The organism is Dyella sp. (assembly GCF_036568765.1).
Taxonomy (GTDB): Bacteria; Pseudomonadota; Gammaproteobacteria; order Xanthomonadales; family Rhodanobacteraceae; genus GSA-30.
In genome coordinates this window covers 1-23,603 of record NZ_DATCRY010000187.1, presented here as the reverse complement: position 1 = coordinate 23,603, position 23,603 = coordinate 1, and the positions used below count along the sequence as shown (strand labels likewise).

The following is a 23,603-nucleotide window of genomic DNA, read 5'->3' as shown; positions in this document are numbered from 1 at the left end:
GCGGGCGTCCGCGCCTTTCACCAATTAATTGCGGACATTCGCATAGCGGCCTTGCTAAGCTCGGTTCTTTTGAGCACCGCCGCGAAGCCGCATGCAGCCATCGGAAGACAAGCCGCTACGCTTCACCGCCGCGTTGGACGACGCCGAGGAAGTGTTGCCCGTCGTATGGAGCCGGTTGCTTGCGCCGCCCGCGCCGACGCCACCGCACGAGCCTGGCGTACTCGGATTTTTCCTCGATGTCGTCGTGGAAGAAGGTGCGGCCTGGGCGCACCTCGAAGTTGCGCCAGTGCTGCTGGTCGTCGGCGAGCAGGGGCGCTACGTCCGTCCCTCGCCGTTGGACAGCAAGCACCTCTCGCATGCCTCATTGGCGCCGCATGAGCAGCGCCTTGCCGCCACGCTGTTGGGCTTGCCGCAGACGGTGCGCAAGAGCCGCAGCTACGCCCGGCTTTCCGGGCATGTGGGCGATGTATTGCTGGCGGAGGTTCTCGATACCTCGCCGTGCTTTCTCGGCGGGCTGGCTGGCCTGCGGCTGTCGCGCGGCAAGTCGCATCAGCTCAACTGGCATTGGCATATGGAAAAGGACGGCAGCCAGCGCCTGCTGCCTGCCTTACCGCACAGCTTGAGGCTGCTGCGCATCGACGGGCTGTGGTACCTCGATGCCGAGCGCGCCGAACTGGGGCGTCTGGATGCCGACGCCGAAGAAACCCATTGGCTCGATCTGCCGCCGCTCAAGCACGAGTACAGTCAGGTCCTGCGCGATGCCTTGCCGGAGAGCCGGCTGGCCCATCGTGTTCCCTTGCCGCAGGTGTTCGGCGAATTACGCCGGTCGGAACTGGCACCCAAGCCCGTGCTGACGCTGCATGCGCTGACGCGCCATGCTCGTCTCGCGGCGGGCACGCCGCCGCTTGCCTATGCGCGGTTGGCCTTCGACTATGCGGGCGAGCGTTTGCCGGGACGTGGCGGCGAGCCGCTGGTACGGCGCGTACGCAACGGGCATCTGGTCGAGATCACCCGTCGTCGTGCCGAAGAGCTCTCGGCGATGGAGCAGCTGGAGCGTGCCGGTCTGACGCCTGGTGTGGATACCGAAGGCTTGCCCTGGGATCTGGCCGATACGCTGCCTGAAGACGCCTGGCTGTTCCCTGGCAAGGGCTACGCGGGCGCGCTGGAGGTCAACACGCCGGCACGCTGGCTGGCGCTGCGGCCGAAGCTTGAGGCCGAAGGCTTCCAGCTCGACTACAACGCCAGTTTCCCGTTCGAGGTGCTGGAAGGTCCGGTGCGCTGGTACGGCAATGCCGTCGAGGACACGGACGATCACGCATTCGACCTCGAGATCGGCATCGAAGTCGAAGGCAAGCGACACAATCTGCTGCCCGCGGTCGCGCAAGCCCTGGCGGAGCACCAGCTGAACCTGAGCCCGTCGCCGAACGAGCCGGAAGACGCGGTGTGGTACGCCCCGGTCGACGAGCGTCGCCGCGTGCCGGTGCGCTTGAAGGAACTGCGCGGCTTGCTGGCACCGCTGGCCGAATACCTTGAGCGGCCGCGCAAGAAGCTTCATTTGCCGCGCGTGCAGGCTGGCCGCCTGGACGAAATCGTCGATGCGCTCCCGGCCGGTGCCGAGCTGCAAGCGCCCGAGGCTCTGCGCGGATTCACCGCGCGCCTGCGCGACGCTGCCGAGCGTGCCAGCGACGCTACACCTGCGGCGCTGACGGTCGAGCTGCGGCCATACCAACGCGAAGGCCTGCGCTGGTTGAACGCGCTGGCCGAAGCGGGGGTCGGTGGCGTGTTGGCCGACGACATGGGCCTGGGCAAGACCTTGCAATTGATCACCCATCTGCTTGCGCTCAAGGAGCGCGGGGCGCTTGGATTGCCCGCGCTGATCGTGGTGCCGACCAGTCTGATTCCCAATTGGCAGTCGGAAATCGCGCGTTTCGCACCGACGCTGCAAGTATTGGCGCTGCACGGTCCGCAGCGTGGCGGCGAATTCAGTCAGCTTGGAGCACAGGATATTGTGCTGACCAGCTATGCGTTGCTTCCGCGCGATGTGGTGACGCTACGCAAGCAGGCATTTTCGCTGATCGTGCTGGACGAAGCGCAGCAAGTGAAGAATCCGCGCACGCAAGCGCGTCGGGCATTGCTCACCCTGCGCGCGCCGCGTTGCGTCTGCCTGACGGGCACGCCGTTGGAAAACCACCTTGGCGAATTGTGGTCGCAGGTCGATCTGGCCGTACCGGGGCTGCTCGGCGACGAAGGCGCTTTCCGCCGTTTCTACCGTGCGCCGATCGAAAAGCAGCGCGATACCGACTGCCAGGAGCGCTTGAACCGTCGTATCGCGCCATTCATCCTGCGCCGTACCAAGGCGCAAGTGGCGTCGGAACTGCCGCCGAAGACGGAGATTACTCGTCGCGTCGTACTGGAAGGCAAGCAGCGCGAATTGTACGAAAGCCTGCGCCTGTCGCTGGCCAACGAACTGCGCGAGGTCATCGCGCAGCGTGGCATCGCGCACAGCGGCATTGTCGTGCTCGATGCCCTGCTCAAGCTGCGTCAGGTGTGTTGCGATCCACGTCTGGTGAAGCTCGAAGCGGCGCGCGGCGTGCGCGATTCGGCGAAGTTCGAGCTGTTGATGGATATGCTGCCGGCTTTGCTGGCCGAAGGGCGCAAGGTGCTGCTGTTCTCGCAGTTCACCGAGATGCTGCGCCTGATCGCGCACGAACTCGATCGCCATCGCATTCGCTACGTCACGCTGACCGGCGAAACACGCGATCGTGCGGAGCCGGTGCGGCAGTTCCAGGAAGGCGAAGTGCCTTTGTTCCTGCTCTCGCTCAAGGCCGGTGGCGTGGGCCTGAACCTCACTGCCGCCGATACGGTGATTCACTACGACCCCTGGTGGAATCCCGCTGCGGAAGCGCAGGCTTCCGACCGTGCGCATCGCATCGGTCAGGACAAGCCGGTGTTCGTATTCCGGTTGATTACCGCGGGCACGGTGGAAGAGCGTATCGAAGAGCTGAAGGCGCGCAAGGCCGAATTGGCCGAAGCGGTGCTCGAAGGCGGCGGCAGTCGCGAGCGATTGAGCTTCGACCAGACCGATCTGGATGCGCTGCTGGCACCGGGTTGAATCTCGGCGCTTGGAGTTATCTCGCGTCGGTCTCGCGGCACTTGCATCTCCCCAATGGCATCGCTAGAGTGCGCCACTTTCCAGGTCCAGCCAGGGAGGCTGCCGCCATGTGTGTTCATCATCCGAGGCATTTCACCGCGTCCTAAAGGACGCTCGCATCGCACAGGAAGGTCCTGCGCGGTGATGTGAACCTTTGTCTTTAGCGCTCGCATGCGCTGGTGAAACGATGAACACTACACGGAACCTGCGTGCCGCCTGGGTACGCCTGTGGTCGTTGCGGCTGTATCGCGCCCGCTTGGAAGCGGCGTCGGCCGACGACTCTACTTTGAAAACCATCCAGCATGGCTTGCGCCGCCTGCGTGTACGCAAATGTACCGACGATCGCGAGGCTTTGCTGGCAAAAGTCATGACCATGCTCGCGCGTGGCAATAACCATCGCATAAGCGAGGATCCGCTGTTTGCGGATTTTGCACGGATTTTTTCGCTCGATGCGGATGCCGTACTGATATTCGCGTTCTGCTGCCTGGCACACAGCAACGAACCGCTTGGTGCTGCGGCGCGCGACGAAAAACGCTACCCATCCAATCGCAGTGGCATCACTCAGTTGCTGCACGATGCGCTGGGTCTGCCACACGATCGCGTGCGGCGTTGCCTGCGCCAGAAGGGGCCGCTGCTCTCGAGCCAACTGCTCCTGATGTACTACGGCAACCACGGCGGAGCGCTCGATTGCATCGAAACCGGAGAGGGCATCCAGGCGATGTTGGCCGACGACGCTTGCAATGCCTCGCTGTATCTGGAGCGACTGTTCGAGGCGGTCGGCAGCAGCCGGCTTGCCTGGTCCGATTACGCGCATGTAGCGGCCGATGCCGAACGCGTGCGTGCTTGTCTGGATGCCGCCCGTCGAGATGGGCAGGGCGCCAATATCCTGGTCTATGGACCGCCCGGGACAGGGAAAAGCCAGTTCGCGCGTGCCGTTGCCGACAGGCTTGGATCAGTGCTCTATGCCGTGCGTACGGCAGACACGGACGGCGATCCCATCGAAGGACACGCACGCCTGATGGCGTATGAGGCCGCTCAGCGCGCTCTCGCCGCCAATCCGCATGCCTTGCTGTTGTTCGATGAAATCGAGGACGTCTTTCGCGGCGCGGGTCATAGCCGTGTGTTGAGCTACAAGAGTTGGATCAATCGCCGACTAGAGTCCGCACGTGTTCCGTGCCTGTGGATCGGTAACGGACTCGGCAGCATGGACGATTCCCAGCTGCGGCGCTTTGACGTGATAATGGAGCTGACACCCCCTCCGCGCAGCATCCGGCGCACGCTATTGCAGCGGCAACTCGCCCGCTGGGATATCGCGCCGGAACTGGTCGAGGATATCGCGTCGAACGAAACATTCGCGCCAGCGCATTACGAGCGTGCGATACGTACGCTGGATCGCATGGGTTGCATCGATGGAGTTGTCGCAGAGGGACTGCTGCGCGATTCGTTCAACGACATCCTGCGTGTCCGTGGACTTCGGCCCATCGGACAGGGCACGCGCTCGTCGACATTCGATCTGTCATGGCTGCGCATCGATCAGCCGATCGCACCTTTGCTCGAACTGCTGCGGCGTCGGCCCAGCGGGCGATTCTGCCTGTACGGGCCGCCGGGAACAGGCAAGACCGCATTGGCCGGGCACATCGCCGAATGCATCGATCGTCCGTTGATGAAACATCGTGCATCGGATCTGCTCGGGGCCTATGTGGGCGAGACCGAGCAGGCGATTGCGCGCATGTTCCGTGAGGCCGAGCAAGAGGGGGCGGTGCTGTGCCTGGATGAGGCGGATAGTTTCCTGCGTGAAAGGCGGGGAGCGACACAACGTTGGGAAGTCAGCCAAGTCAACGAACTACTGGTGAGGCTGGAAGAATTCGACGGCGTCTTCATTGCATCGACCAATCTGATGGACTGCCTGGACGCGGCCGCGTTACGGCGCTTCGATTTCAAGTTGCGCTTCGACTGGCTGGATCTGCCGCAACGCCGCCAATTGCTGGCGCACTACGTGAAACGGTTCGGCTTGCTTGCGGATATGGGCGAGGACGAGCGCACGCGCGAGCTGGCGACGCTCGACTCTCTCGCACCCGGCGATTTCGCCGCGCTCAGTCGGCGCCTCGAAGCGCAGGCCGGCTGCAGCGAACGCGACCTGCTGCACTGGCTGCGCGGCGAACAGGCCTTGAAACCGGGGTTCGCGTCGCGGCGGATCGGCTTCGTGACCTGATGTCAGGACGGTTCGCTGCCGGCGCGGGTACGCAGCAAGGCATCGACGGCTTGCTGCCAGGCGGGCGATCCCAGCGGCAACTGCGGCGCTTCTTCGCCGAGCGCGCGCTGCACGGCGCGGTTCCAGGCGTCCGAGCCTGGATTAGGCCCCTGGCCCTCGTCGTCGATCAGCAAGGTGTCGTCGACCCAGGCGAACCATTGCTTGGAACCGAGCTCGGCATGCGCCGCGGTCACGCTGGCGGCTTTCGGTTGGGGTGGCGAGCCGTCCGGTTGGGGATCGGTCGGCGAGCAGGCCGCGACAACCGCGGCCAACGGTAGCAATGGCAGCAAGCGACGCATAAAAAAGCTCTTCGATCGCATGATCGAAGAGCCTACTCGCGCTCGAGTCCGATGCGGTGAATCGCACCTGACAAACGATGAATTAACGCTACATCTTAGCTATGCAGATACGCAACGACACGTTGATCTTTGAGCAGTTCCAAGACACCTTCGGCGATACAGCCATCGATATCCTGAAGCGGCGAGCCGCTGCCATGGTGCACGGACTTGTGAAAATGCTGGCCGTCGCCGAGCGTCACGTCGTACTCGATCGTGCTCTTGTAGTAGAAGGCGATGTAATGGCTGACCAGGGAATCGACTTTGAGCGATATCTTCTTTGGGTTGCCCGCCGCAACCTTGCCGTGCTTGCCCAGCTCTTCCTCGGTCTGCTTGACCATGACGTCGGTGACGGCGTTGAGCGTCGACTGCAGCGTGGTGCCGCCGTAAGACTGCAAAGCGGCTGGTTGCGTATCGGGTTGCTCGTTCTGGACTTCGACCGTGCCGGTTACCGCGATAGGCGGCAGCAATGTCGGGTCGAGCGGATATTCCTGTAGCTTGATCATTCGGGCGCCGCAGCCTGTAAGGGCGAGCAGACACGCGCAAGCGAGTGCGTAGCGAAGCATTGGATCCTTCCCCCTGGGTGGTCGATGGCAGCACCCATGTGCTGCCCGGCTCGATGAGCCGGGAGCGATAGTAGGGCCTCTCAGCTGCGCGCGGCTACTTCGTCGATATGCTTGAGCAAATCGGCCGGATCTTCGTAGACGCGGAAGGCACCGGCGCTTTCCAGCTCCTGCTGGCCGTAGCCGCCCGACAACACGCCGACGCCGAGTGCGCGGCAGCGCTGCGCGGCGAGCATGTCCCAGATACTGTCCCCGATGACGAGCGAGCGCTGGATGTCGATGCCCAGGCGCTCGGCGGCGGTGACAAACAAATCCGGATCGGGCTTGGCATGGCGCACCTGATCGCGCGTTACTACCGGAATCTTGTCCGGATCGACGCCAAGCGCATCGAGATTGTGCCGCGCGGTTTCCATGCGGCCGCTGGTGGCGATCGCCCAGGGGATCTGTTGCTCGGTCAGGAATTGCAGCAGTTCGCGCGCGCCGGGGAGGGGGCGTACTTCATCGCGCTCGGCTTGGCGGCGATAGGCTTCGGCGTGCCAGCGACGCAGACGGTCCAGGCGTTCCTCGGTGATTTCCAGGCCGGTTTCGCGCAACAGGATATGGGTGAACAAACCGCCGCTCATACCGATCTTGCGATGGATGCGCCAGACGGAAAGCTCGACGCCCTCCTTGTCCAGCGCTTCCTTCCAGGCGAGCACGTGCTGATAGACGCTGTCGATCAGGGTACCGTCGAGATCGAAGAGGAAGGCTGTATTGGCGCGGGACATGGGGGAGCTCCGGGGTGGAGAGGTCATTCTATGGCAGTGGAAAAACCTGGCTAGACGGTCGCGTCAGCGCTCACCTGTACCCCCGCTAGGAGAGACCGCCATCCTTCCATGCGTAATACATGCCCTGGCTGAAAAGATGCGCGACGTTGCGGCTGTCCACCCAGGGAAATTGCGCATGCATCCGCGGCTCGAAATCGCTCACGCGTATCGTCTTTCCCGCCGCCATCGCCAACTCGTATACCGTGTCATGGCCGAATTTCATCGCTTCCTGGCAGATGCGATTGAAGTCGTCGAGTTCGGCCTGAGTCAGCTGCGGATAGCGCAGGCGTAGCCGCGCCTGGATCGGTTTGAGCCAGTTCTCGCCCCATTCCATCGCCAGGGCGAGACCTGCATTCAGCTGCTCGGCCCGGAGGAGTTCCGGGTCGGGCGGTGCTTGCCGTTTGCGCCAGAAGCGAAACACGGCGGACGCGCTATCAGGCCCGCCGCTCGGCGAGGATCGGCCGGCCGGCTTCGATCACCGCCAGCGCGGCGGCGCCGATCAGGCCCGGCTCGGGGTTCATGATCGCCTGCGTGGGAACCTTTTCCATGATGTCGCGGAAACGGCCCTTGGCCTCGAAGCGTTCGCGGAAATGCCCACGGCCGAGCCACGGCAGCAGGATCGGAATCAGGCCGCCCGTGAGATAGACGCCGTCCCAGGCGCCCAGAGTCAGCACCAGGTCGCCCGCCACGCTGCCGAAGACGCCAGCGAAGGTTTCCACCGTGCGCACGCACATCGGATCGCTGTCGTCGTTGGCTCGCGCGGTGATGTCCTCCGGCTGCAACGCATCGGGCTTCTGGCCGGCGATCGCGCAGATCGCGTCGTACATGTTGACCAGGCCCTGGCCGCAGATCAGGCGTTCGTTCGACACGCGACCGAACTTGCCATTGAGGTACTTGAGGATCTCGATGTCCTCGGGCGTGTGCGCGGCAAAGCCGGCATGGCCGCCCTCGGTCTGCAGCACGCTGCAATGGCGATCGCGCACCAGCAACCCGCCCACGCCCAAGCCAGTGCCGGGGCCGACGATGCAGAAGGTCTGCTCGGGATGAGCGCCGATGTCCGGCAGGGCCAGCTTGCCCACCGGCACCAGATCGGCTTGCTTGAGCAGGGTCACCGCCATGCTTTGCGCCGCGAAGTCATTGACCAGGTGGACCCAGTCCATCTTCATTTCGTCCGCCAGCTTGTGCGCGGCGATGGACCAGGGATTATTGGTGATCTTGACCGTTTCGCCGTCGCTGATGCGACCGGCGGCGGCGATGACCGCGTTCTTCGCGGTCAGGCCGGTATCGCTGTGGTACTGGCGAATGGCATCGGCCAGCGACGCAAAATCCTTCACTCGATACCGGCGAACGGTATCGAGCAGCAACGGGTCCTGGCGCGTGCAGTCGGCGAGGCCGAAACGGACGTTGGTACCGCCGAGATCGGCGAGAAGGGTGTGACTGCTACGGGCGATAGAACTCACGGCGGTAGAACTCATGAAAAATCCTGGCTGAGCGGGTCACGCAAGCCGCTGTGGGCCAGATCAGTCGTCCAGCACCGCGCCGTTGCTTTCGATCACCTTGGCATAAAGTTTCGCCGTCGCCTTGGGCGTGCGCTTTTGCGTGGCGAAATCCACATGGTACAGGCCGAAGCGTTTGGAGAAACCCAGCGACCACTCCAGATTATCCAGCAATGACCAGGCGTAGTAACCCTTCAGATTGACGCCGGCTTCGATCGCCTTGTGCAAGGCCTTCAAATGCTTGCGTAAATAGTTGGTGCGCAGCGGGTCGTCCAGCACCTCGGACTCCGCCACCGGCGGGTCGTAGAAGGCCGAGCCGTTCTCGGTGATGTACAGCGGAATGTCGCCATAGCGGCTCTTGAACCAGGTCAGGGTGTCGGTCAGGCCCTGCTCGAATACCTCCCAACCGGTCTCGGTGTAGGTCTTGTTCGGCTGACGAACCGGCGCGGCCCTCAGCGGGTAGTGGTTCGGGTCGTTCTTCACCACGGCGCGGGTGTAGTAGTTGATGCCGACGAAATCGACCTTCTGCTGAGTGAGCTTGAAGTCGTCGGCCGGGAAATCCGGCCACGCATCGCCGAAGATTTCCTTCAGCTCGGGCGGATAGCTGCCCAGCAGGGCCGGGTCGGCGAACTGCTCGTTCATATAGGCATGCGCGCGGCGCGTGGCGGCCAGGTCTTCCGGGCTCTGCGAGTGCGGGTACTTGGGCTCGATATTGAAGACCACGCCGATCTCATGCTTGCCGTGCGCGCGATAGGCCTGGATGCCCGCGCCGCTGGCACGCATCAGGTTGTGCGCGGCGATAGGGGCCTCGTACTTGCTGCGATGGCCTGGTGCCAGCGCGCCGTGCAGGTAGCCGCCATCGGTAACCACCCACGGCTCATTGAGCGTGGACCAGCGCTGCACGCGGCCGTCGAGTGCCTTGTACATCACCTCGGCGTATTCGGCGAACCAATGCGCGATATCGCGGTTGAGCCAGCCGCCGCGGTCATCCAGCGCTGCGGGCAGATCCCAATGGAACAGGGTCACGTTGGGAGCGATGCCGTTTTCCAGCAGTTCGTCGACCAGGCGCGAATAAAAATCCAGGCCCTTCTGGTTGACCCGGCCAGTGCCCTCGGGCAGTACGCGCGCCCAGGCGATCGACAGGCGATAGCCCTTCAGGCCCAGCGCCTTCATCAACTGCACATCGTCCTTGTAGCGGTTGTAGTGATCGCAAGCGATATCGCCGGTGTCGCCGCCGACCATCATTCCCGGTGTGTGGGCGAACCGCTCCCAGATGCTGGGGCCGGCGCCATCGGCCAGCGGCGAGCCTTCGATCTGGTACGCGGACGTGGCGGCGCCCCACAGGAAGCCGTCGGGAAAGCGGTAGCTGGTCATGATGTCTTCGGCTCTCGATGCCGCGTCGCGGCTTGATGTAAACGATTACATTGCGAGAATATCCGAATATTCCCCGCTTGTGCAGCCGGTAGGCCGGGCGGGATCTTTAGAATCAAGCAGGCTTAGCCGCACGGCCGGGCCAGGAGATGCATGCATGGCCAGTGTCCGCCTCGACAAGCTGCGTAAGGTCTACCCCAATGGGCACGTGGGCGTGGCCGAAGCCAGCTTCGAGATCGCCGATGGCGAGCTGCTGGTGCTGGTCGGGCCCTCTGGCTGTGGCAAGACCACGCTGCTGCGGATGATCGCGGGCCTGGAGAGCATCAGCGGGGGCACCCTCAGCATCGGCGACCGGGTGGTCAACGAGGTGGCGCCGAAGGACCGCGACATCGCCATGGTCTTTCAAAACTACGCCCTCTACCCGCACATGACGGTGGCCGAGAATCTCGGCTTCGGGCTGAAACTGCGTAAGCAGGATCCGGCCGACATCGACCGGCGCGTGCGTGAGGCGGCGAAGATCCTGGAGCTGGAGCAGCGCCTGGACTCGCGCCCGGCAGCGCTTTCCGGCGGTCAGCGCCAGCGTGTCGCGCTGGGCCGCGCGCTGGTGCGCAACCCCAAGGTATTCCTGCTCGATGAGCCGTTGTCCAACCTGGACGCCAAGCTGCGTCTGTCCATGCGCGTGGAGATTGCGCGCCTGCACCGCCAGCTCAATGCCACCATGGTTTACGTCACCCACGACCAGATCGAGGCCATGACCCTGGGTCAGCGCATCGTGGTGCTCAACGGCGGCGTGATCCAGCAGATCGATACGCCGATGAACCTGTATGACAAGCCGGCCAACCTCTTCGTCGCCGGCTTCCTGGGCAGCCCGGCGATGAATCTGTTGCGCGGCCGCCTGGAGCGCGAGAACGGCTGGACCCTGCATGCGCTGCAAGGCGCATTGGCATTGGGCGAGCTGCCGCAGTACGCGGGCCTGGAAGCCTGGCGCGGGCGCGAGGTAGTGCTGGGGCTGCGTCCCGAAGATCTGGTACCGCAAGCGGGCGCCGCCGGCGCCCTGCTCAGCGCACAACTGGAAGTGCTCGAACCTGTCGGTAACGAGATCTTCCTCAACCTGCGTTACGGGGACCAGGCGCTGGTGTCGCGCACATCCACGCGCGAGCACCCTGAGCGTGGCAGCACGCTGCACTTCGGTTTTCATCCCGATCGCCTGCATTTCTTCGACGCCGAACAAGGGGTGCGAATCGCGTCGTAAGAAATTGCCTTGCGCGGTGTTGAACCCGGGCGATGCGCCAATTGTCGTAAATGCGTCAAGATAGGATGACGGCGACAGAGGGGGCGGCATGGTTCGCATGGAAGGCGTCACCCGGTACTACCGGGTCGGCGGTCAGACGATCGGGGCGCTGGACGGCGTCAGTTTCGAGATACCCAAGGGGCAATTCACGTCGATAGTCGGACCTTCCGGTTCGGGCAAGTCGACCCTGCTCAACATGCTCGGTTGCCTGGATCGACCGAATGCAGGCACTTATCGCCTGGATGGCGAAGACGTCTCCGCTTTCGACGACGAGCGTGCGAGCGATTTTCGCAATCGCCGCATCGGCTTTGTCTTTCAATCTTTTCATTTGCTGCCGCGCCTGAGCGTGCTGGAAAACACCTTGCTGCCCCGGCGCTTCCTGCGCGGACCCGATCCGGGTCTGGAGGCGCGGGCGCTGGCATTGCTTGAGCGCATGGGCCTCGGTCGCCATCTGGCGCATCGGCCTGGCCAGCTATCCGGCGGCCAGATGCAGCGCGTGGCGATCGCTCGCGCTTTGCTTATGCAGCCGGCGCTGTTACTGGCCGATGAGCCGACCGGCAACCTCGATTCGCGCAGCGCCGCGGACGTGCTCGCCCTGATCGCCGAAGTGCATGCCAGTGGCCAGACCGTCGTGCTGGTAACGCACGATGCCGATGTGGCATCGCGGGCACAGCGCCAGATCGGCATTCGCGACGGGAGGATCGAATTCGATGCGGTCCGTTAACGCCTTCGGGTTACTGCTGGCCTGTATCGCTTGCGCCGCGCGCGCGACGGTGTTCAGCGGCGAAGTCCAGGTCGATGGCGGCCAGCCGATTTTCGTGCCGCCATCGAATTCTTCGCCGGTCGTCCTGCGCTTCTACGCGCCCGATGGCGCCAAAGTGAAGGCCGGCGATGTGATCCTGCGCATCGATGCGGCGCAGGCCGAGGCCGATCTGCACAAGCTCGAATCGGACATGGCACAGGCTTCGGCCAAGAACGACAAGGAAATCGCCGATCTCGAACTCAAAGAGGCCGATGCGCGGCTTGCCCTGGCCGACGCGCAGGCCGAGCGCGATACCGCGGCCGTCGATGCGGCGATTCCTCGCAAATTGATCTCCGCATTGGACTACGACCGGCATCAGAGCGACATGGAGCGTACCGAGCACGCGCTGGCGTTGCGCAAGATGCAAGTCGAGCAGGCTACCGCCGCGGTGACACGTTGTCGCGAGGACGGCGCACTGGATATGCGCAAGCAGCAGCTACTGCTCGATAGCGACAAGCGCCAAGTCGAAAGCGCTGCGGTCAAGGCGACGACAGACGGCACGGTCGTGCACGATTTCGACAACTTGTTCGGCAACGGTGCGCGTTTCGAAGAGGGCTCGTCGAGCTATCCCGGCACCCAGGTCGGTCAGGTGATCGGCAAGGCGAGCCAGTTCAAGATTCGCGCCTGGGTGCTCGAACCCGACCGCGCCGGCCTCAAGGACGGTCAGACGGTAAGTCTCTATGTCGATGCACTGCCGGGTATCTCGCTCAAAGGCACCATCAGGCACATGGCCGACGCACCGGAACGAAAAGCCGAGTGGGGCGACGGTCGCTATTTCGGCATGGATATCGCGTTGGACGCCGGTGCGGCGGTCTCGCTGAAAGCGGGCATGAGCGTGCGCGTAGACACCGAGCCGGAACCTGCCGCTACACCTGCGGCGTCCACCGCCAAGGGTGAGCTGCAGGCCGACGGAGAGGTCTTCGCGCAGCAGGTCGTTCCGATCCTGCCTCCCTCGGTCGAGGGGTTGTGGCAAATGACCGTGACGCAGATGTCGCCAGACGGCGAAGCAGTGAAGCAGGGCGACATGGTGGTGACCTTCGACGCGGGTAACGTGATGAAGGATCTGACGGCACGACAAAGCTCGCTTGCCGAAAAGCAGCGCAAACAGGAACAACTCAAGCTCGACCTGGCCGATCGCGAGCGCGAAGCGCAGCTCGCGACCGCGCAGGCCGGCGCGGACAAGGAAAAGGCTGAACGCAAGGCGAACCAGCCCAAGGAATATATTGCCGGCGTCGAGTACAAGAAATTGATCATCGCGCGTGACAAAGCCGAAACGCGCGCGCGGCTCACCTCGCAACGGGAGGCGATCGCCGCGCGCGGCAGAGCGGCCGAGCAGCGTATGGCCGATGCCGAGGTAACCCAACTGCGCGAGCAAACCGACCGTCTGCAGCGGTCGTTGGGTGCGCTGACGGTCAAGGCGCCGCGCGACGGCATCGTGTTGCACGACACGTCCTGGAACGGTCAGAAGATCGACACCGGCAGCCAGATCTGGCTGGGCCAGTCGGTGGCCGAGATGCCGGATATGCACACGCTCGCCGTGCGCGCGACCTTGCCCGAACGCGATATGAGCCGCGTCCGCCGCGGACAGCGCGTCACGGTCGTGATCGCCGGCGGCGGCGACCGTTCGTTGGGCGGCAGCATTGCCGAGATCGGCGATAACGTGCATAGCAAATCGCGTGTCGAGGCCGTGCCGGTCGTGGATCTGGTAATCAAGCTCGATCCTACCGACTTGAAGCTGCGTCCCGGTCAGTCGGTTGCGGTGCATATCGACGCGGCGAAGGAGCACGCGCCATGAAGCGATACATGAGTCTCCTGGGGTCGATGCTTCTGGCCGGATGCCATGCAGGCGCCGACGACGGCGCGGTGACGATGCAGGTACATGCCGCGCCGCTGGAATTCAGCGTGCAGGGCAGTGGCGAGCTGCGTGCGATCAGCGCCACTCCGCTGTTGGTGCCGGGTCAGCAATGGACCTCGCGTCAGGTCAGCTGGATGCTGCCCGATGGCAGCCTGGTCAGGAAAGGCGACCTGGTCGCGAAATTCTCGGCGCAACAAAGCAAGCAGGATCTCGCCACCGCCCTGATCGACCTCGACCGTAATGCGCTGGCGCGCGCCAACAAAGAAGATGAGCTTGCCGGCAAGACGGGGCAGCTTGGGGTGGATCTGGTGCAGGTCGCCGGCCAATTGTCCATTGCCCATCGCTATGCCAATGCCACGCTGCTGGCGCTGGCCCGCAATGACATCCTGGATGCCGTGCAGGACGAGAACTATCTGCGCACGCGTCAGGACATTCTGCAATGGCGGCAAGGGCAGTCGGCTGCGCGCGGCAGCGCGGAAATTGCCGTGTTCGACGCGCAGCGCAGCACCTTCGATACACTGGTGAAACAGAAGCAGGCAGATCTGGATGCCCTGGAACTGCACGCTCCACACGATGGCGTCCTTGTCCTCGAACGCGACTGGAGCGATCAGATTCCGCATATCGGTGGCGCGCTATGGGGTGGCAACAGCTTCGCCAGCCTGCCGGATTTGAACGCGCTGGAAGTCCAGCTGGCTATCCCGCAAATCGAGGCTCAAGGCGTGCAGGTCGGTGACGAGGTCGAGCTTCATCCGTTGGGCGAGCCGAAACAGATCGTGCGTTCGAAGCTCAGCTGGGTCGCCGGTGCGGCGCAATCGCGTAGCCGCGACAATCCGGTGAAGTACCTGATGGTAAAGGCCGCGGTGCCTGCCGATGCCGCAACTCGTTACGGTTGGCGTCCTGGGCAGGGTTTCGTTGGCAAGATCGTGCTGTTGCGCGCCGACAAGTCCTTGAGCGTGCCGAACGTCGCCCTGCGCGGCGATGCCGTGAATATCGTGCGTGGCGGTACGACCGAATTACGGAAGTTGCAACTGGGTGTGCGCGGCGCAACGAGCACACAAGTGCTTGGAGGTCTTGCCGATGGCGATCGCATCGTGCTTGTGGATCGCCACGCCAAGGAGGCTCCATGATCGACCATGTCTGGCGCGAAGCGATCGAAGAACTCTCGCGTCGCAAGCTGCGTACCCTGTTGACCATGCTGGGCATGATCTTCGGCGTAGGCGCTATTGTCGCCATGCAGGGCGTAGGCGAAGGTAGCAGACGGGAAGCGTTGCGTCTGGTCGAGAGCCTCGGTTTGCACAACCTGATTGTCGAAGCCAAGAGCCAGGACACCGACGCGCTGCGCGAAACGCGCGCACGCAGTATCGGCCTGACCCTGGCCGATGCGCGCGCGGCCATGGAAGTAGTGCCGGAGGCGACCCGCTACGCGGCGGAGAAGCGCGTCAAGCGCTGGGGCATGTTCAGCGACGAGGGCAAGAGCAACGCCGAAATCAGCGGTGTCACCCCCGATTATTTCTCGATGGCGGCCTTGCGAGTCGCCGATGGCCGGGCGCTCGAACCGCAGGACGAAGAGCATCTTGCCGCGGTGACCGTGCTCGGCTACCAGGCGGCGCACGATCTGTTTCCCGACGGCAAGGCGGTTGGACGATTGATCAAGGCCAACCAGGTGTGGCTGCGTGTGGTCGGCGTGCTGGCCGACCGTGACCTGGGTCAGGACAAGTTCGAGGGCGTGTCGTTGGGTGCCGAGAGCAACCGCATCTTTGTGCCGCTGGCCAGCGCGCAGGCACGTTTTCGCTTTCAGCCGATGGAAGACGAAATCGATCGCTTGCTTGTGCAGCTGGACGATCCCGATGCGCTGGCCGGCGGTGCGCGCGTATTGAGCGGTGTCCTCGATCAGCGCCATGCGGGCGCGGGCGACTACCGGGTGATCGTGCCACAGCAGCTGTACGAGCAGAACCAAAAGACCCAGCGCATCTTCAGCGTCGTCATGGGCACGATTGCCGGCGTCAGCTTGCTGGTCGGTGGCATTGGCATCATGAACATCATGTTGGCCAACGTGCTCGAACGGCGTCGGGAAATTGGCCTGTTGCGCGCCATAGGCGCGCGGCGGCATGACATCGTGGTGCGTTTCGTGCGCGAGGCGACGGTGATCTGCATCGCCGGTGCCGTGATCGGCCTTCTGTTCGGCGCGCTGCTGGCCTATGCCATTGCCGCGTTTGCCGGATGGCAGGTGGCCTGGGCGCCGATCGGCATTCTTGCCTCGATCGTTGCATGCATCGCCATCGGCCTGGGTTTCAGCATCTATCCAGCGCGCCAGGCGGCCGCGTTGGATCCGATTGCGGCGATTCGCGACGAGTAGCCAAGCTGAACGAACGCCATGTTCTTGCGCTGCAACAGGGTCAACGGCCACGCAGAGGGCACGTTCTTCCGCTGGCACGGCAAGGTTGGCCCAAAGGGGGCGAGACGTTGCCGGCCAACCACCTTCCCTAGGGAGTCATCGCATGAACTCGATCCGCCGCTTTGCTGCCGTTGCGCTCGTCCTGTCCGCCACCGTCGGCACCGTTGCGCTCGCCCAGGATGTTCCGGGCCACCCGCGCGTCAACGAAGTGAACCAGCGCCTGGACAACCAGCAGAATCGCGTCAATAACGGTGTCGCCCATGGCACGGTCAATGGCAAGCAGGCCGCACGCGACGAAGCGCGTGACGCCCGTATCGCCAAGCGTGAGTCGGTCGACGAAGCCAAGCACAACGGTCATCTGACGAAGAAAGAGCAGAAGAACCTCAACAAGGCGGAAAACCGCAATAGTCGCGATATTCGTCGGCAGAAGGCGCACTGAGGTGTGAGGAGTGAGGAGTGGGTAAGAGCCGGGTGTGTGCGGCTTTCTCTTATCTCCTCACTTCTCTTCATTCACTCCGTTCAACCCAAAGAGCTTCACGAAGCAGAGTTACCCTGCATTGCCTGTAACGCATCCAGCAGCACCTGGCCCTTGGGGCTTCCCCAGCCCGTGCACGCATCCCATCCTGTGCCGGCATCGAAACTTCCGTTGTTCCCTTGTGTGATGTCGTTGAAGGCATTCGTGCCGATCCGATAGAGCGCACTGTGCGCGTCGCCTAGCGGCGTACCTAATACCTGGTTGAAGCGCGCGATCAACGCCGCCCATAGCGGTGCCACCGCACTGGTGCCGCCGATTACCGTATCCTGTCCGTCTACGCGCACCTGATAGCCGCTCAATGGGTCCGCGTTACCTGCGACGTCCGGCACGCCGCGACCGCTCTGCCCGGAGGGAAGCGCGATGCCATTCTGCCAATCGGGTGCCGCCACTTGCGTGCTCACGCCGCCGCCGGTGGCACCTTCGTTCGAGGCGGTCTCGTTCCACACGACTTCGCTGCTGATGTTGTCGTTGCTGGCTTCCAATGTAGTGCCGCCACAAGCGAGCACGTATTGGCTCGAACCGGGGAAGTCGACATGCGGCTTATGATCGGTTTCGCCGTCGCTCGAGCCATCGTCGCCAGCGGCGGCGATAACCGTCACGCCCATAGCGACCGCATCTTCCAGCGCACTCTGCATCGCATTGAAGCTTTGCTTGCTCCAGGCATCTTCCGGGCCGCCCCAGCTGATCGACATCACGGACGGTTTATTGTCGGTATCGTGTGCAGCTTGCGAGATGGCTTCGTAGAAGCCCTGGTCGGTATTGGGTGCGAAATACACCGCGATCTTCGCTCCCTGAGCGAGCGCGCCGGCGACTTCGATATCCAGCAGGACTTCGGCATCTGCGTCCCCTCCGGGCTGGTTACTGCCGCCGACCACAGCGACATCGACCACGGTCGGCGTGCGAAGTCCAAGCGATGCGAAGTACTGCTGCAGATCGTCGGAGCGATAGCCGCCGCCCAGTTCGATCAGCGCGATCGTCTGGCCACTGCCGTCCGCATCGGGTGGGTAGCCATAAAGCTGCCCTACCTCGATGGGCGTGAACGTCTGACTCGGCTGTTGCTGGGCGATGCGAAAATGCGCCTTGGCGACCGGGCGCCGGTCCAGACCAAGCACAGCGATGACGTGGGGCCCCAGCGTTTCGCTGGGGCGAAGTGCCTCACGGCATCCCACATATTGGCGGCCGTCATCGGTTTCGTAGCGTCCCAGCTCCACGCCAAAGGCATGCTGCAACGCGGTCGGCGTGCCGCGCAAACGCATCGTCCGGCGCTGTGTGTGACAAGCGGTTTCTTCAAGGCCGTGCGTATGTGCAAAGCTTCGTACGCGCTCGATATCGGCAGGATCGGCACCATAGCGTTCGCCGAAGCGCTCGCGTTGCTGCGGCGCCGTCGGCCAATGTGCCGGGGAGGGACGGTCGCCACGTCGACGCAATACGAGGGTGACTTCCATGGCGTCGTCGGTGTTGTGTGGGCCGAGATAGCGTGCGTGTGTAACGGGCATGGGTGGGGACTCCATGAGCGGGGGAGGAAGGGTTGAGCCTGCGCCATGCGACGTTGCATGAGCGTGTCGGCGGCCGGCTCCGTTTAGGGCGATGTCAGCTTCATCGCGAGAATCTGCGGTGCGGCGCGATGTCCTGCGCCGGTGCGATGGCGTGGGAGTAGAATAGGCAGGATGCATCTCATCCAAGGCGACTGCTCATGACCTTCCCCGCTATCCGTATGCGTCGCATGCGGCGCGACGCGTTTTCGCGTGCGTTGATGCGCGAGACCACCTTGCTGCCGACGGACTTGATCATGGTGGCCTTCGTGATCGAAGGCGAAGGTCGGCGCGAAGCGGTGCCGTCCATGCCTGGCGTGGAGCGCTTATCGATCGACGGTCTGCTTGGGTTGGCCGGCGAATGCGTACGGCTGGGAATCCCCGCGCTGGCGCTGTTCCCTTCGCCGGGTGAGACGGTCAAGAGCGAGGATGCGCGTGAAGCGTGGAATCCGAAAGGCTTGATGCAGCGGGCCACGCGAGCGCTCAAGGCGAAGCATCCGGAGCTCGGCCTGATCGGCGATGTCGCACTCGATCCATACACGACGCACGGACAGGACGGTCTGATCGACGAGCACGGCTATGTCATGAACGAGCCGACCATCGAGGCGCTGATCAAGATGTCGCTGGCGCAAGCCGATGCCGGCATGGATTTCGTCGCGCCTTCGGACATGATGGATGGGCGTATCGGAGCGATTCGCGATGCGCTGGAGGCGGCCGGGCATATCCACACGCGCATCCTGGCGTATTCGGCCAAGTATGCCTCGTCGTTCTACGGTCCGTTCCGCGATGCGGTCGGCTCGGCGGGCAATCTGGGCAAGGGCAACAAGCACACCTATCAGATGGATGTCGGCAACAGCGACGAAGCCTTGCGCGAAATAGAGTTGGATATTGCCGAAGGCGCCGATGCGGTGATGGTCAAGCCGGGCTTGCCATATCTGGATGTCTTGCGACGCGTCAAAGATGCGTTCGGCATGCCGACCTTCGTGTATCAGGTCAGCGGCGAATACGCGATGCTTAAAGCTGCCGCGCAGAACGGATGGTTGGACGAGCGCGCGGTGGTGCTGGAGTCGCTGACGTCAATGAAGCGTGCGGGTGCGGATGCCATCCTGACGTACTTTGCTATCGATGCTGCACGGTGGTTGCGGGGCGAGTAGGACCGAGGCAACGGCTCGCTCCTCCCATCTCTCCCTTGCAAACAGGGGAGGGGCAGCAGCTTCGCTCCTTCCTCTACTTGAGGGGGCGCCGGGAGGGCGGCAGCTCTGTTTATCCCCTGTGCCTGGGGGAGGTTGAGAGGTGAGGTCTTGCCTCAGTCATACCTCGGCAACAACAGCCGCCGGCACCGACATATGTCCCACCGCGTAAATCTGCCCATCGATCGCCACCGGCGGCTTTTCTCGCCATAGACGAAACCGCACCGCGGTCCACCCCGCAGGCTCGTACGCCGTGACCGCCGCGGCAGCACCGTGCCTTGCGTCCTGCAGGGCAAGCTCACGTTCGCGCTGGCGCCATGCATCCAGGTCGGCCCCGGATGGAATCGCCAGCAACTCCCGTGTGGCATAACGCGCCTCGGTCAGCTCCGGATTCAAACTGGCCTGCCACACCGGCCACAGGCGTACCGATGGCCGCCCGAACGCTTGGCACAAAGCCGCAAAGCCCGGCCCGCCAAGAAACGTATTCATGCCTTTCTCGTTGCGCCACAAATAAAACGGCGCGTAGAGGTTTTCCAGCGAAGGCAGTGCAGCATCGCCACGCTCGGAGCTCAAGTAAGCCTTGAACGCCAGATGCGGAAAGTCGTCAGTCATCGAACCCTTCTCCACGATGCGACGGCGAATGATCGCCATGTCGTAATCGGCCGGCAGGACGAAGCTGTACTGCATGGCGATCATCGCATCGACTCCCCCGCCGTAATGCCTTGACGGCCGCCGCCGAAGGACCAGTCTTCCGAAGCGGTGGTATGCACGATCACCATCACGTCCTCCGGATCGATGCCCGGTTGCTCGGCCAGCAGTTCCACCAGGCGACGGTAGAACCCGCGCTTGGTGTCGGCATCGCGCGGTCGGCCTACGGTGATAGCGATATGCACGAAATCGTCGGAGCGTGGCCCACCCAGGTAATCGCGGTCATAAATGAATTCGCCCGGTTCGAGCTGATGGATCATCTGGAAGCGATCGTTGGTGGGTGTGCCGAAGGTTTCGTTCATGGCGCGATAGAGGTTGTCGGCCAGAGCGCGCAGATAGCTCGGCGACTTGCCTTTGTGAAGCGTGATGCGTGCGTACGGCATGGGTGATTCTCCGTCTGGGGTGCTTGACGGGGACTACCCTACCGCGCCAGGATAGTCCTGAAAATCGGGAAATTTTGAACTGATACTTCGATTTTTCGGGATGATCTCATGAGCCGCGTCCATTTCGATCTCGACGTCCTGCGCACCTTTACCGCTGGCGTTGAGCTGGGCAGCTTCGCCAAGGCTGCCGAGCGGCTCGGCCGTTCGACATCGGCCGTGAGCGCCCAACTGAAGAAGCTCGAAGAGCAAGCGGGCGCCCCGGTGCTGCGCCGCCAGGGCCGCGGTATGGCGCTCACCGAGGCGGGCGAGACTATGCTGGCCTACGCCCGCCGTCTGCTGGAACTCAATGACGAAGCCGCGGCCGCCCTGCGCGGCGCGGATCTCGTCGGTTGGGTCCGCTTGGGTCTGCAAGAAGACTTCGGCGAAACCCTGCTTCCTGAGATCCTCGGGCGTTTCGCCCGCGCTCACCCGAAAGTGCGGATCGAGGCGCGCATCGCGCGTAATCGCGAACTGCTCGAGCGCATCGATACAGGCAAGCTCGACCTTGCCCTGGCCTGGGACAGCGGTTATGCCACGGCGTACCAGGAGCGCATTGCCGAACTGCCGATGCGCTGGATCGCACCGGCTGGCGGCGCAGGCGACTGGCTCGACGAAGATCCGTTGCCGCTGGTGTCGCTGGATGCTCCCTGCCTGATGCGCACCGCGGCGACGGCGGCCCTGGATCGCGCAGGCATCGCGTGGCGTGTCGCCTTCACCAGTGCGAGCCTCGCTGGCGTATGGGCCGCCGTCGCGGCCGGCCTGGGTATCGGCATGCGCACCGAAGCGGGCTTGCCTGCTTCAGTTCGCCCGTTCACGCATGCGCGTTTGCCTGCGTTGCCGCGACTCGGTCTTTATGTACATCGCGCCAACGCCGAACCCGCACCGGCGATCGCGCGCTTGGAGGACATTCTGCGCCAGGCGGTCTCGCCGTTGTTGCCATCGTCATAACCATAACCATAGGCGTATGCGTGTGTCGCGTGGAATAATCGCGATAACTTGAGGAGCGCATCGCGTGGATAGCCATCATTTCCTGCAAACCGCGCTGGTGTTCCTGCTGGCGACGGTGATCGCCGTGCCGCTCACCAAGCGGTTCCGCCTGGGTGCGGTGCTCGGTTACCTGGTCGCCGGCGTGGTGATCGGACCGCAGGTGCTGCGGCTGGTGCCCGATACCGCGGGCGTAGCGACGATCTCCGAATTCGGCGTCGTACTGATGCTGTTCGTAATCGGCCTGGAACTTTCGCCGCAGCGTCTATGGGTCATGCGCCGTTCGGTGTTCGGCACCGGCTTGCTGCAGGTGCTGGCCACCAGCCTGGTCATCGGCCTGGTCGCTTATTACTTCTTCGGGCTGACGACCAAAGCGGCTGCCATCGTCGGCGGCAGCCTGGCGCTGTCGTCGACCGCTTTTGGCCTGCAGATCCTGGCCGAGCGCAAAGAAGCCGGCTCCGCTTACGGGCGCCAGGCGTTCGCCATTCTGTTGTTCCAGGATCTGGCAGCGATCCCGCTGATTGCCGCGATCCCGCTGCTTGCGGCCAGTTCCAAGCACGGCATCGATCTGATGGCCAGCGCGCGCACGATATTCGGCATCCTTGCCGTCGTGGTCGGCGGTCGGTATCTGCTGCGCCCGGTATTCCGTTTCGTCGCGCGCGCCAACGCCGTGGAAGTGTCCACTGCGACTGCGCTGCTGGTGGTGATGGGCACCGCCTGGTTGATGGAGCTGGTCGGCGTGTCTTCCACGCTCGGGGCCTTCCTCGCTGGCGTGCTGCTGGCCGATTCGGAATATCGGCACGAGCTCGAATCGCATATCGAACCGTTCAAGGGTCTGCTGCTCGGCCTGTTCTTCATCAGCGTCGGCATGTCGATGAATATCACGCTGCTGTTGAGCCAGCCCCTGCTGGTGGCCGGTCTGGTCGTCGCATTGCTGGCGGTCAAGGGCGTGCTGCTGTGGCCGCTGGGGCGCATCGTCGGCGCGTTGAGCCGCCCCGATGCTTTGCGGCTGGCGGTCTTGCTGGCGTGCGGCGGTGAATTTGCGTTTGTGGTGCTCAAGCAGGCGCAGGACGCGCGGTTGATCACCGCCGACCAGCAAGGCTTGTTGGTGCTGATGATTACCCTGGCGATGGCGCTGACACCGATCCTGGTCGTGCTCTCTGCCAAGGGGCTGGGTGCGGTGGCGGAAAAGAAACCCGAGCGCGCCTACGACGAAATTACTCCCGATGCGCCCCCGCGGGTGATCATTGCCGGCTTCGGCCGCGTCGGTCAGATCGTCGGTCGCGTGCTGCGTGCGCAGCGTATTCCGTTCGTGGCGCTGGAATCCTCGATCGAGCAGATGGACACGTTACGGCGCTTCAACAATACGTCGCTGTTCTTCGGCGATCCGGCGCGGCCGGATCTGCTGCGCGCGGCGCAAGCGGACAAGGCCGAAGTATTCGTGCTTGCCACCGACGACCCGGATGCCAACCTGCGCATCGCACGGCTGGTGCGTCGTCAGTATCCGCATTTGAAGATCGTCGCACGGGCCCGCAATCGTCAGCACACGTTTCGCCTGATGGATTTGGGCATAGAGATGCCGGTGCGCGAGACGTTTTATTCGAGCCTGAAGATGACCCGCATGACGCTGGAGAGCCTTGGGCTGTCCAGCGAGCTGTCGGCCGACCGCGTCGATCGCTTCCGCGATCACGACGTGCGTGTGTTGAAGGCGCAGTACCTCGTGTACGACGACGATGCACGGATGACGCAGACATCGCTTGAAGCGCTCAACGATTTGATGCACCTGTTCGATGCGGACGACGATCCGGTCGCGCAGCATGAGCGCGAGGTAGCCCAGCCGTCGAAGGAATTGAGTGAGGAAGAGGAGGAGTGAGCAGTGAGTAAAGATAGCCGCTGCTCGTAGTCTCTCCCGGCCC

The 23,603-nt window shown here is 63.5% G+C and carries 20 protein-coding genes; 11 read left to right on the top strand and 9 right to left on the bottom strand.

All coding sequences use genetic code 11. The annotated features are described in order from the left end of the window. The first annotated feature begins 91 nt into the window (after positions 1-91). Complete coding sequence (locus VIM98_RS12880) at positions 92-3,112, top strand: DEAD/DEAH box helicase (RefSeq protein ID WP_331993514.1); 3,021 nt, start codon at positions 92-94, stop codon at positions 3,110-3,112. Between the two features lie 226 nt (positions 3,113-3,338). Further along, complete coding sequence (locus tag VIM98_RS12875; protein ID WP_331993513.1) at positions 3,339-5,363, top strand: ATP-binding protein; 2,025 nt, start codon at positions 3,339-3,341, stop codon at positions 5,361-5,363. A 2-nt stretch (positions 5,364-5,365) separates the two neighbouring features. Here VIM98_RS12875 and VIM98_RS12870 read toward each other — a convergent pair whose 3' ends face one another. The 6 genes from VIM98_RS12870 to VIM98_RS12845 form a co-directional block, all read right to left on the bottom strand. Further along, on the bottom strand, positions 5,366-5,701 hold the full coding sequence (locus VIM98_RS12870; protein ID WP_331993512.1) for a hypothetical protein: 336 nt from the start codon (positions 5,699-5,701) through the stop codon (positions 5,366-5,368). Positions 5,702-5,796: 95 nt separating this feature from the next. Continuing rightward, positions 5,797-6,243, bottom strand: a complete 447-nt coding sequence (locus tag VIM98_RS12865; RefSeq protein WP_331993511.1) for a hypothetical protein — start codon at positions 6,241-6,243, stop codon at positions 5,797-5,799. Positions 6,244-6,383: 140 nt separating this feature from the next. Further along, positions 6,384-7,067 (bottom strand): HAD family hydrolase, encoded by a 684-nt coding sequence (locus VIM98_RS12860; RefSeq protein ID WP_331993510.1) that lies wholly within the window; start codon positions 7,065-7,067, stop codon positions 6,384-6,386. Between the two features lie 85 nt (positions 7,068-7,152). Further along, the gene (locus VIM98_RS12855; protein ID WP_331993509.1) at positions 7,153-7,527 is read right to left on the bottom strand and encodes a hypothetical protein; all 375 of its coding nucleotides are present in this window, start codon (positions 7,525-7,527) and stop codon (positions 7,153-7,155) included. Between the two features lie 13 nt (positions 7,528-7,540). Beyond that, positions 7,541-8,581, bottom strand: coding sequence for a glucokinase (glk, locus tag VIM98_RS12850; RefSeq protein WP_331993508.1), 1,041 nt, complete (start codon positions 8,579-8,581; stop codon positions 7,541-7,543). 45 nt (positions 8,582-8,626) lie between these two features. After that, positions 8,627-9,976, bottom strand: a complete 1,350-nt coding sequence (locus VIM98_RS12845) for a GH1 family beta-glucosidase (RefSeq protein WP_331993507.1) — start codon at positions 9,974-9,976, stop codon at positions 8,627-8,629. A 154-nt stretch (positions 9,977-10,130) separates the two neighbouring features. Here VIM98_RS12845 and VIM98_RS12840 point away from each other — a divergent pair, with 154 nt between their 5' ends. The 6 genes from VIM98_RS12840 (at position 10,131) to VIM98_RS12815 (ending at position 16,755) form a co-directional block, all read left to right on the top strand. Next, entirely contained in the window at positions 10,131-11,225 is a 1,095-nt protein-coding gene (locus tag VIM98_RS12840) for a sn-glycerol-3-phosphate ABC transporter ATP-binding protein UgpC (RefSeq protein WP_331993506.1), read from the top strand. 88 nt (positions 11,226-11,313) lie between these two features. Then, positions 11,314-11,988 carry an ABC transporter ATP-binding protein gene (locus VIM98_RS12835; RefSeq protein ID WP_331993505.1) on the top strand — a complete coding sequence of 225 codons (675 nt, stop codon included), beginning with the start codon at positions 11,314-11,316 and terminating at the stop codon, positions 11,986-11,988. Continuing rightward, positions 11,975-13,861, top strand: a complete 1,887-nt coding sequence (locus VIM98_RS12830; RefSeq protein WP_331993504.1) for an HlyD family secretion protein — start codon at positions 11,975-11,977, stop codon at positions 13,859-13,861. Before VIM98_RS12835 ends, VIM98_RS12830 begins: the two co-directional genes overlap by 14 nt. Then, the gene (locus VIM98_RS12825; RefSeq protein ID WP_331993503.1) at positions 13,858-15,048 is read left to right on the top strand and encodes a hypothetical protein; all 1,191 of its coding nucleotides are present in this window, start codon (positions 13,858-13,860) and stop codon (positions 15,046-15,048) included. The genes VIM98_RS12830 and VIM98_RS12825 overlap by 4 nt, the downstream gene beginning before the upstream one ends. Next, positions 15,045-16,277, top strand: coding sequence for an ABC transporter permease (locus tag VIM98_RS12820; RefSeq protein WP_331993502.1), 1,233 nt, complete (start codon positions 15,045-15,047; stop codon positions 16,275-16,277). The genes VIM98_RS12825 and VIM98_RS12820 overlap by 4 nt, the downstream gene beginning before the upstream one ends. A gap of 142 nt (positions 16,278-16,419) precedes the next feature. After that, positions 16,420-16,755 (top strand): hypothetical protein, encoded by a 336-nt coding sequence (locus VIM98_RS12815; protein WP_331993501.1) that lies wholly within the window; start codon positions 16,420-16,422, stop codon positions 16,753-16,755. A 95-nt stretch (positions 16,756-16,850) separates the two neighbouring features. Here VIM98_RS12815 and VIM98_RS12810 read toward each other — a convergent pair whose 3' ends face one another. Then, positions 16,851-18,347 (bottom strand): S53 family peptidase, encoded by a 1,497-nt coding sequence (locus tag VIM98_RS12810; protein WP_331993500.1) that lies wholly within the window; start codon positions 18,345-18,347, stop codon positions 16,851-16,853. Between the two features lie 197 nt (positions 18,348-18,544). Between VIM98_RS12810 and hemB the strand changes: the two genes are divergently transcribed. Further along, positions 18,545-19,537 (top strand): porphobilinogen synthase, encoded by a 993-nt coding sequence (gene hemB, locus VIM98_RS12805; protein WP_331993499.1) that lies wholly within the window; start codon positions 18,545-18,547, stop codon positions 19,535-19,537. Between the two features lie 156 nt (positions 19,538-19,693). On the opposite strand, the gene VIM98_RS12800 is transcribed toward hemB, so the two are convergent. After that, positions 19,694-20,269 carry a DUF4865 family protein gene (locus VIM98_RS12800; RefSeq protein ID WP_331993498.1) on the bottom strand — a complete coding sequence of 192 codons (576 nt, stop codon included), beginning with the start codon at positions 20,267-20,269 and terminating at the stop codon, positions 19,694-19,696. After that, positions 20,266-20,664 carry a tautomerase family protein gene (locus VIM98_RS12795; protein WP_331993497.1) on the bottom strand — a complete coding sequence of 133 codons (399 nt, stop codon included), beginning with the start codon at positions 20,662-20,664 and terminating at the stop codon, positions 20,266-20,268. The genes VIM98_RS12800 and VIM98_RS12795 overlap by 4 nt, the downstream gene beginning before the upstream one ends. A 108-nt stretch (positions 20,665-20,772) precedes the next feature. Between VIM98_RS12795 and VIM98_RS12790 the strand changes: the two genes are divergently transcribed. Together VIM98_RS12790 and VIM98_RS12785 are read left to right on the top strand one after the other, a co-directional pair. Next, positions 20,773-21,651, top strand: a complete 879-nt coding sequence (locus VIM98_RS12790) for a LysR substrate-binding domain-containing protein (RefSeq protein WP_331993496.1) — start codon at positions 20,773-20,775, stop codon at positions 21,649-21,651. Positions 21,652-21,715: 64 nt separating this feature from the next. Next, the gene (locus VIM98_RS12785; protein WP_331993495.1) at positions 21,716-23,560 is read left to right on the top strand and encodes a monovalent cation:proton antiporter-2 (CPA2) family protein; all 1,845 of its coding nucleotides are present in this window, start codon (positions 21,716-21,718) and stop codon (positions 23,558-23,560) included. The last annotated feature ends 43 nt before the right edge of the window (positions 23,561-23,603 follow it).